Below are 9,570 nucleotides of genomic sequence, written 5' to 3'. Positions count from 1 at the left end.
GCGAAGAACGGCGTGTGACGGCCCCCCTCTTCCTTGGTGAGGATGTACGCCTCGGCCTCGAACTTCGTGTGCGGGGTCACAGAGCCCGGCTTGCACAGGACCTGCCCGCGCTCAACGCCTTCGCGGTCCACACCACGCAGCAGCGCGCCGATGTTGTCGCCCGCCTCACCGCGGTCCAGCAGCTTGCGGAACATTTCCACACCCGTGCAGGTCGTCTTGGTGGTGTCGCGGATGCCGACGATCTCGATCTCATCACCCACGTTGATCACGCCACGCTCGACACGACCGGTCACAACCGTGCCGCGGCCCGAGATCGAGAACACATCCTCGATCGGCATCAGGAACGGCTGGTCCACCGCGCGCTCGGGCGTGTCGATATACTCGTCCACAGCCGCCATCAGCTCGGCGATCTTCTGCTCGCCGATCTCCGGATCACGCCCCTCGAGGGCGGCCAGCGCGGAGCCCGCGATGATCGGAATGTCGTCACCCGGGTACTCGTAGCTTTCCAGAAGCTCGCGGATCTCCATCTCGACGAGCTCCAGAAGCTCCTCGTCGTCGACCTGGTCGACCTTGTTCATGAAGACGACCATCTTCGGGATGCCAACCTGGCGGCCCAGCAGGATGTGCTCGCGCGTTTGCGGCATCGGGCCGTCCGCGGCGTTCACCACGAGGATCGCGCCGTCCATCTGCGCCGCACCGGTGATCATGTTCTTGACGTAGTCGGCGTGGCCGGGGCAGTCGACATGCGCGTAGTGACGGGCGTCCGTCTCGTACTCCACGTGCGCCGTCGAGATCGTGATCCCGCGCGCCTTCTCCTCAGGCGCGCCGTCAATCTCGTCATACGCCTTGAAGTCGCCAAACTGCTTCGTGATCGCCGCCGTAAGCGTCGTCTTGCCGTGGTCAACATGCCCAATCGTGCCGATGTTAACGTGCGGCTTGGTACGCTCAAACTTTTCCTTTGCCATGATGGCCTCCTGTCTTTTTCGGGTCGGCAGAGATGTCTCTGCCCTACGGTGATGGGTAGGGCGGGGTTCTCCCCGCCGTCCCGGTTATGCGTATTTGGCTTGGATCTCGTCCGAGATGTTCTGCGGAACCGGATCGTAGTGGTCGAACTGCATCGTGAACTGCGCACGTCCCGAGGACATGGAGCGCAGCGTGTTGATGTAGCCGAACATGTTGGCGAGCGGAACGAAGGCATTGATCGCGACGGCGTTGCCGCGCGGCTCCTGCCCGGTCACCTGACCCCGACGCGATGTCAGGTCGCCAATGATGCCGCCGGTGTAATCCTCGGGCGTGATCACCTCGACCTTCATGATCGGCTCAAGCAGTTTCGCGCCGGCCTTCTTCATGCCTTCACGCATACCCATACGTGCCGCAATCTCGAATGCCAGAACAGACGAGTCCACGTCGTGGAACTTTCCGTCGATCAGCGCGACCTTGAAGTCGATCACGGGGAAGCCTGCGAGCGGACCGGAATCCATGACAGACTTGATGCCCTTTTCGACGCCGGGGATGTATTCCTTCGGCACGGCACCACCCACGATCTTGGACTCGAACGAGTAGCCTTCGCCCGGCTTTGTCGGCGTGATGACCAGCTTGACCTCGGCGAATTGTCCCGAACCACCCGACTGTTTCTTGTGGGTGTAGGTATGCTCAACCTCGTGACCGATGGTCTCGCGGTAGGCCACTTGGGGGGCACCGATGTTCGCCTCGACCTTGAACTCGCGCTTCAGACGATCCACGAGAATGTCGAGGTGCAGTTCGCCCATGCCTTTCATGATGGTCTGACCGGACTCGAGGTCGGTTTCCACACGGAAGGATGGATCTTCTGCCGCGAGACGCGCCAGACCCTGAGACATTTTCTCCTGGTCGTTCTTCGTCTTCGGCTCGACCGCAATCTCGATCACCGGATCTGGGAAGGTCATGGTTTCGAGAACCACCGGGTCGTTGACCGCGCACAGCGTGTCACCCGTGGTGGTGTCTTTCAGACCGGCAAGCGCAATGATGTCGCCCGCAAACGCCTCTTCGATCTCTTCGCGGTTGTTGGAGTGCATCATCATCATCCGACCAACGCGCTCTTTTTTGCCCTTGGTCGAGTTCAGCATCGTGTCACCCTTGTTCATGGTGCCCGAATAGATGCGTGTGAAGGTAAGCGAGCCGACAAACGGGTCGTTCATGATTTTGAACGCAAGGCCGGCAAAGGCCATGTCGTCATCGGCACGACGTGCGATGTTCCGTTCTTCGTTTTCGTCGCCGGGCTTGAAGCCCATGTAGTCAACGACATCGAGCGGGCTCGGCAAGTAGTCGATCACGGCGTTCAGAAGCGGCTGCACGCCCTTGTTCTTGAATGCGGATCCGCCAAGAACCGGAACGAATTCCAGCTCCAGCGTGCCCTTGCGCAGCAGTTTGCGCAGCGTCGCAACGTCGGGCTCTTCGCCCTCAAGGTATGCTTCCATCGCGTCGTCGTCCATTTCGACGGCCGCTTCGATCATCTTGCCGCGCCACTCGTCAGCCATGTCCTTGAGGCTGTCGCGGATATCGCGCTTTTCCCAGGTCGCGCCGAGGTCCTCGCCCGCATAGACCCATTCCTGCATGGTCACGAGGTCGATCAGGCCTTCCAGCTCGGTCTCGGCACCGATCGGAATACCGACAGGCACAGCGCGTGCGCCGGTGCGGTCTTCGATCATCTCGACGCAGTTGAAGAAGTCCGCACCGATCTTGTCCATCTTGTTGACGAACACGATGCGCGGCACCTTGTAGCGGTCCGCTTGGCGCCAGACGGTCTCTGTCTGGGGCTCAACACCAGCGTTTGCGTCGAGAACGCACACAGCGCCGTCGAGAACGGCAAGCGAGCGCTCGACCTCGATGGTGAAGTCCACGTGGCCGGGCGTATCGATGATGTTCAGGCGGTGCTTCTCGGTATCGGCTGTCTGGCCGTCCTCGGTCCGCTCCCAGAATGTCGTGGTCGCAGCGGAGGTGATGGTGATCCCCCGTTCCTGCTCCTGTTCCATCCAGTCCATGGTTGCGGCGCCATCGTGCACCTCACCGATGTTGTGGGATTTGCCAGTGTAATACAGGATGCGCTCGGAACAGGTTGTCTTACCTGCATCGATGTGCGCCATGATCCCGAAGTTACGATACCGGTCGAGGGGATATTCGCGTGCCATTGGTTCGGTCCTAGGCTTGAGGGAGATTACCAGCGGTAGTGGCTGAACGCTTTGTTGGCGTCGGCCATCTTGTGGGTGTCTTCGCGCTTTTTCACAGCGGACCCGCGGGAGTTCACGGCATCCAGAAGTTCGCCTGCAAGGCGCTCTTCCATCGTGTTCTCGTTGCGAGCGCGGGAGGCGTTGATCAACCAGCGGATCGCCAGCGCTTCGCGGCGTTCAGTGCGCACTTCGACAGGAACCTGGTAGGTCGCACCGCCCACGCGGCGAGAACGCACCTCAACGGAGGGCTTCACGTTGTCGAGTGCTTCGGTGAACACTTCGATCGGGGAGCGCTTGAGCTTGCTCTCAACCCGGTCCAGCGCGTTGTAGACGATTTTTTCCGCGACCGACTTCTTACCGTCGATCATCAGGTTGTTCATGAACTTCGTCAGAACCCGGTCACCATACTTGGCGTCGGGCAGAACTTCGCGTTTTTCGGCGGCGTGACGGCGGGACATCTATCTAATCCTCTTACTTCGGACGCTTCGCGCCGTACTTCGAACGGCGTTGCTTACGGTCTTTGACGCCCTGGGTATCCAGAACACCACGCAGGATGTGGTAACGCACACCAGGAAGGTCTTTGACACGACCGCCGCGGATCAGAACCACAGAGTGTTCCTGCAGGTTGTGGCTTTCGCCGGGGATGTAGCTGATAACCTCAAACCCGTTGGTCAGGCGCACTTTGGCAACCTTCCGCATGGCCGAGTTCGGCTTTTTCGGCGTCGTGGTATAGACGCGCGTACAGACCCCGCGCTTCTGCGGGCAGCCCTCCAGGTGCAGCGACTTGGAGCGTTTTACTTTGGGCTGCCGCGGCTTGCGGATCAGCTGTTGGATCGTTGGCATTCCGGTTCCCCGTCTAGCTCGTTTCATGCGCGGGCGCCCGCGCGGATTACAAAGTCGCACTTCACGCGTCCGCAAAGCGCAAAACCGCGGACGGACCCTTCGCGGGACCGACGCGGTGGAATTCCAGAGGATCGGGGCCGTAACCCGGATCGTGACCACTTCGATTGTGATACGACGGGCCAGCATACAAAGGGCCCGAGTGGCGCGGGGTATAGGGGGAGTCGGAGTCCTTGTCAACAGTCGCACAGAGGCATCTATCAGTCTGTGGAACGTCGCCGAATTTGCTCGCGATACAAGGTGTATAGCCCCGTCGCAACAACGATGGACGACCCGATCCACGTCAACGTGTCAGGCCATTCGCCAAACAGCATGAACCCCAGAAAAACCGCCCACACGAGGGCCATATACCGAAACGGTGTCACGAAGCCGATCTCGCCATTGCGCATTGCAAGCGCAACGAATGTATACCCGCCCATGACCATTATAGACGCGCCCAGAATGAGCCCGCCTTGAGCCGTGCCGACCGGTTGCCACTCCTCGGTAACTGACAAGACCCCAGCCGCAGCCGTTGCAAAAGCGGCCATGGTAAAAGAAAGCAACAAGACCGGCACCTCTTGCGGGATACGACGTGTTGTCAGATCCCGTACCGTCAGGCAGGCAACCGCCAGCAGCATGAGCAGCGAGTAACCGGAAAATCCGTCACCGCCCGGCTGAACGATCAGCAGCACACCGACGAACCCCACCAAAATGGCCGCCAGGCGCCGCCAGCCCACAGGCTCACCCAGAAACAAAGCCCCCGCCAGCGTCAGCGTAAGTGGCAGGGTCTGAAGAAGCGCCGTAATGTTGGCAAAGGGCATATGTGTCAACGCAATGAAAAAGGGGATCATGGCACAGACCTCCGCCCCGCTGCGCAGCGTGATCAACCGCTTTGTCCGCCCCGAGAGTTGAACACGCCACTGACCGGTGACCCATAACAGCATGGCCAGAAACAGGCAGGACAGGCATCCGCGCAGAAAGACAACTTGAAAAAGCGCAAGGTCCTGTGTCGCAAGCCGGACCAGAGCATCCCCACAGGTGAAGCTGAAGGTCATCAGCACCATGTGCCCAGCCCCACGCAGGTTGGTGCCCGCGGAGATGTCCATCGTCGTCACACATGCCTCCTTTCCTCGGCTCGGCATCGGCCGAGACGATACGCGGCAACGAAAAACCCCCGATGCACGCTGCACCGGGGGCTTTGAGTCTCACAAGTCGCCGTACCGTTACTCGCGGCTCTCGGTCACTTCACCGATGGAAATGTCGAGGTCTCCGTCGAACACGTCCTCGGACGGCGCTGTCAGCATGGCCGCCGCTTCGGCTTCGGCCTGACGCTCCTCGATCACCTTGGTGTCGCGGTCTTGCGCGATGCGTCGCATCTTCTGGGTTGCACCCCCAGTACCCGCAGGGATCAGGCGACCGACGATGACGTTTTCCTTCAGACCGATCAGCTTGTCGCGCTTGCCCTGGGTCGCGGCCTCGGTCAGAACCTTGGTCGTTTCCTGGAAAGACGCGGCAGAGATGAACGACCGGGTCTGGAGCGACGCCTTGGTGATCCCGAGCAGGATAGGCTCCCCCTGTGCCGGGCGGCGTCCTTCGGCGATCGCCTTTTCGTTGGCCGCCTCGAACTGGGCCTTGTCCACATGCTCCCCTTTCAGAAGCGTGGTTTCCCCACTGTCGAGGATCTCCCATTTCTGGAGCATCTGGCGGACGATCACTTCGATATGCTTGTCGTTGATCTTCACGCCCTGCAAGCGATACACGTCCTGCACCTCGTCGATCAGGTACTCGGCCAGCGCCTCAATCCCCATGATCCGCAAGATGTCATGCGGGGCCGGGTTGCCATCCATGATGTAATCGCCCTTCTGGACGAAATCGCCCTCAACGACCGGGATGTGCTTGCCCTTTGGCACCATGTATTCGACCGGCTCCAGGCTGTCATCTGCAGGTTCGATCGAAATGCGACGCTTGTTCTTGTAATCCCGGCCAAAGCGAACGTGACCATCGATCTCGGCGATGATGGCGTGGTCCTTCGGGCGGCGGGCTTCGAACAGTTCCGCCACGCGTGGCAGACCACCGGTGATGTCCTTGGTCTTGGCACCTTCGCGCGGGATACGCGCAACCACGTCCCCTGCGGCCACCTGCGCACCGTCTTCGAGTGACAGAATGGCGTCCACAGACATCGGATAGGTCACCGGGTTCCCCGCGTCATTGCGCACGGGTTCGCCTGTTTCCGGATCCGCGATCAGGATCTCGGGCTTGAGGTCGTTGCCCTTCGGCGCAGCGCGCCAGTCGATCACGATCTTCTGGGTCATGCCCGTCGCATCGTCGGTCTCTTCGCGCACGGCAATGCCCGAGACGAGATCGACGAACTTCACGATACCCGCCTTCTCGGCGATGATCGGCAACGTGTATGGGTCCCATTCAAACAGCTTGTCGCCCCGTGCCACGGATGCGCCTTCACGCACGTGGACCTTGGTGCCGTAGCCCAGTTTGAAGCTCGCCAGCTCTTTGCCGTCACCGTCGGTGATGGCCATTTGCATGTTCCGTCCCATGACGATCAGATCGCCCGTCGCGTTTTCCAGCAAGTTGGCGTTGGTGAAGGCGATCTTGCCCTCCTGCCCGGCCTCCTGGAACGACTGCTGGCCACCTTGTGCGATGCCGCCGATGTGGAAGGTCCGCATCGTCAGCTGCGTGCCGGGTTCGCCGATGGACTGTGCGGCGATGATCCCAACGGCCTCGCCGGTGTTCACCTTGGTCCCACGTGCGAGGTCGCGACCATAGCACTGTGCGCAAACACCTTCTTCGGCTTCGCAGGTCAGCGGCGAACGAATGCGGAATGACTGAACTTTCGCCTGCTCAATCATGTCGGCCTTGCGCTCGTCGATCAGCTCGTTCTTGGACACGATTACATCGCCCGTCGCAGGGTTCGCCACATCCTCGGCCGCGACACGACCCAGGACGCGTTCACCGAGCGACGCCACGACTTCCCCATCGTTGACCGCAGCGGATGCCGTGATCGCGTTCTCTGTCCCGCAATCGTTCATACGCACGATGCAGTCCTGCGCCACGTCAACGAGACGACGGGTGAGGTAGCCTGAGTTCGCGGTCTTCAGCGCGGTGTCCGCCAGACCCTTGCGGGCCCCGTGCGTGGAGTTGAAGTACTCCAGAACGGTCAGACCTTCCTTGAAGTTCGAGATGATGGGCGTTTCGATGATCTCCCCGGAAGGCTTGGCCATAAGGCCGCGCATCCCGCCAAGCTGCTTCATCTGCGCGGGCGAGCCCCGCGCACCGGAATGTGCCATCATGTAAACCGAGTTCGGTTCGAGCTGTTCCTTTGTCTCGGGATCAAAGCGATCCTTGGAGATTTCTGTCATCATCTCGCCCGCAACGGCATCGGAACACTTCGACCACGCATCTACGACCTTGTTGTACTTCTCACCCTGGGTGATCAGACCGTCCATATACTGCTGTTCGAACTCCTTCACCTGGCTGCGGACATCGTCCACGATCGACCACTTGGTGTCAGGGATCAGCATGTCGTCCTTGCCGAACGAGATTCCGGCTTTGAAGGCCTCGCGGAACCCGAGGGTCATGATCTGGTCGCAGAAGATGACCGACTCCTTCTGACCGCAATACCGGTAGACGGTGTCGATAACCTGTTGCACCTCTTTCTTGCGGAGCAGACGGTTGACCAAATCGAACGGCGCTTTGGCATTCAACGGCAACAGGGCACCCAGCCGCACGCGGCCCGGCGTTGTTTCAAACCGCTGGTAGACTTCGGCACCCTCGTCATCGATCTGCTTGATGCGGCACTGGATCTTGGAATGCAGGTGGACAGTGCCCGCGTTCAGCGCGTGCTCAACCTCCTCAACGGAGCCGAACACCATGCCCTCACCCGGCAGCCCTTCACGCGCGAGCGTGATGTAATAGAGGCCGAGGATCATATCCTGCGACGGCACGATGATCGGCGCGCCGTTGGCGGGCGACAGAACGTTGTTCGTCGACATCATCAGGACGCGCGCTTCCAACTGGGCCTCAAGGCTCAGCGGCACGTGCACGGCCATCTGGTCACCGTCAAAGTCCGCGTTGAACGCTGAACAGACCAGCGGGTGCAACTGGATCGCCTTGCCTTCGATCAGAACCGGCTCGAACGCCTGAATACCAAGGCGGTGCAGAGTCGGGGCGCGGTTCAGCATCACGGGATGCTCGCGGATCACCTCGTCAAGGATGTCCCATACTTCGGGGCGCTCTTTCTCGACCAGCTTCTTGGCTTGCTTGACCGTGGAGGACAGGCCCTTCGCCTCAAGCCGCGAATAGATGAACGGCTTGAACAGCTCCAACGCCATCTTTTTGGGCAAGCCGCATTGATGCAACTTCAGTTCCGGGCCAGTCACAATGACCGAACGGCCCGAGAAGTCGACGCGTTTCCCCAAAAGGTTCTGGCGGAAGCGGCCCTGCTTGCCCTTCAGCATGTCGGACAGCGACTTCAGCGGGCGCTTGTTGGCCCCAGTGATAACGCGGCCCCGACGGCCATTGTCGAACAGGGCATCGACGGATTCCTGCAACATCCGCTTTTCGTTCCGGATGATGATGTCCGGCGCGCGAAGCTCGATCAGGCGCTTGAGGCGGTTGTTCCGGTTGATGACCCGGCGGTACAGATCGTTCAGGTCAGACGTCGCGAAACGACCGCCATCCAGCGGAACCAGCGGGCGCAGTTCTGGCGGGATCACGGGCACAACGGTCAAGACCATCCACTCCGGACGGTTGCCGGACTCGAGGAAATTCTCGACCAGCTTCAGTCGCTTGATGATCTTCTTCGGCTTCAGTTCGCCTGTTGCCTCGGCCAGATCAGCACGCAGCTGCTCGGCTTCGGTTTCCAGATCGATCTGCGACAGCATTTCGCGGATGGCTTCCGCACCGATGTTGGCCTGAAACGCGTCCGCGCCGAACGCATCCTGCGCGTCCATGTATTCCTCTTCGGACATCAACTGGCCATAGGTCAGGTCGGTCAGACCCGGCTCGATCACCACGTAGTTCTCGAAGTAAAGAATCCGCTCCAGATCGCGCAGCGTCATGTCCAGCATCGTGCCGATACGGGACGGCAGCGATTTCAGGAACCAGATGTGTGCAACAGGGGCGGCCAGCTCAATGTGGCCCATCCGCTCGCGGCGGACCTTTTGCAGGGTGACTTCCACACCGCATTTTTCGCAGACAACGCCGCGATACTTCATCCGCTTGTACTTGCCGCACAGGCATTCGTAATCCTTGATTGGACCGAAAATACGCGCGCAGAAGAGACCGTCGCGCTCAGGCTTGAACGTGCGGTAGTTGATGGTTTCCGGCTTCTTGATCTCACCGTAGGACCACGAGAGGATCCGTTCCGGGCTGGCCAGCGAGACTTTGATTTCATCAAAGGTCTTGACCGGAGCGACCGGGTTGAACGGGTTGGTTGTGAGTTCCTGGTTCATGCGATTACCTTGAAATG

Annotated in this window: 6 protein-coding genes; all 6 read right to left on the bottom strand. The window is 60.3% G+C overall.

Translation table 11 applies throughout. The features are described from left to right. Nucleotides 1-965, bottom strand: a 965-nt coding sequence (gene tuf, locus ACP15N_RS15390; RefSeq protein WP_425092737.1) for an elongation factor Tu, incomplete at its 3' end; no start/stop codon positions are given. Nucleotides 966-1,049: 84 nt separating this feature from the next. Continuing rightward, complete coding sequence (gene fusA / locus ACP15N_RS15385) at nucleotides 1,050-3,167, bottom strand: elongation factor G (RefSeq protein WP_425093206.1); 2,118 nt, start codon at nucleotides 3,165-3,167, stop codon at nucleotides 1,050-1,052. A 26-nt stretch (nucleotides 3,168-3,193) separates the two neighbouring features. Beyond that, nucleotides 3,194-3,664, bottom strand: a complete 471-nt coding sequence (rpsG, locus tag ACP15N_RS15380) for a 30S ribosomal protein S7 (RefSeq protein WP_425093205.1) — start codon at nucleotides 3,662-3,664, stop codon at nucleotides 3,194-3,196. A 13-nt stretch (nucleotides 3,665-3,677) separates the two neighbouring features. Next, nucleotides 3,678-4,049: a 30S ribosomal protein S12 gene (rpsL, locus tag ACP15N_RS15375; RefSeq protein ID WP_076980154.1), complete on the bottom strand. Its 372-nt coding sequence runs from the start codon at nucleotides 4,047-4,049 to the stop codon at nucleotides 3,678-3,680. Between the two features lie 257 nt (nucleotides 4,050-4,306). Further along, nucleotides 4,307-5,191: a DMT family transporter gene (locus ACP15N_RS15370; protein ID WP_425093214.1), complete on the bottom strand. Its 885-nt coding sequence runs from the start codon at nucleotides 5,189-5,191 to the stop codon at nucleotides 4,307-4,309. Between the two features lie 117 nt (nucleotides 5,192-5,308). Beyond that, the gene (rpoC, locus tag ACP15N_RS15365) at nucleotides 5,309-9,553 is read right to left on the bottom strand and encodes a DNA-directed RNA polymerase subunit beta' (protein ID WP_425093204.1); all 4,245 of its coding nucleotides are present in this window, start codon (nucleotides 9,551-9,553) and stop codon (nucleotides 5,309-5,311) included. Nucleotides 9,554-9,570: the final 17 nt, after the last annotated feature.

This window comes from Tropicimonas sp. S265A (assembly GCF_049800835.1).
Taxonomy (GTDB): Bacteria; Pseudomonadota; Alphaproteobacteria; order Rhodobacterales; family Rhodobacteraceae; genus Dinoroseobacter.
The sequence above is the reverse complement of the archived record's forward strand: the minus strand, read 5'-3'. Positions and strand labels throughout refer to the sequence as shown.